Raw genomic sequence first — 308 nt, 5'->3', positions numbered from 1 at the left:
GGCAGGCTTTAACGCGCCGAGCGGTAACTCTCGGGTATGGACTGGAAGACAGACTGGGGACTCCGCGGACGCATGGGGTTCACGATGTTCCTCCTCTTCGCCCTCTACGTCGTGTTCATCGGCGTCCTAATCCAAGTGTTCAACGTCGGGATCATCTTCACGCTCGCGATGTTCGGCGCGTTCTCGCTGGCGCAGTACTTCTTCAGCGACAAGCTGGCGCTGCGGAGCATGGGCGCCCGCGAGGTGAGCGCGGACGAGTACCCGGCCCTCCACCGCCGGATCGAGCGCCTGAGCCAGCAGGCCGACCT

The 308-nt window shown here is 64.0% G+C and carries 1 pseudogene; it reads left to right on the top strand.

Annotated features, from left to right (window positions below):
- Window positions 1-36: 36 nt before the first annotated feature.
- Window positions 37-308 (top strand): annotated as a pseudogene (locus EXE44_RS18890) (zinc metalloprotease HtpX); the annotation flags it as partial.

The sequence above is a fragment of the Halorubrum sp. SS7 genome (genome assembly GCF_005435055.1).
In the GTDB taxonomy this organism is placed as follows: Archaea; Halobacteriota; Halobacteria; order Halobacteriales; family Haloferacaceae; genus Halorubrum; species Halorubrum salinarum.
The sequence above is the reverse complement of the archived record's forward strand: the minus strand, read 5'-3'. Positions and strand labels throughout refer to the sequence as shown.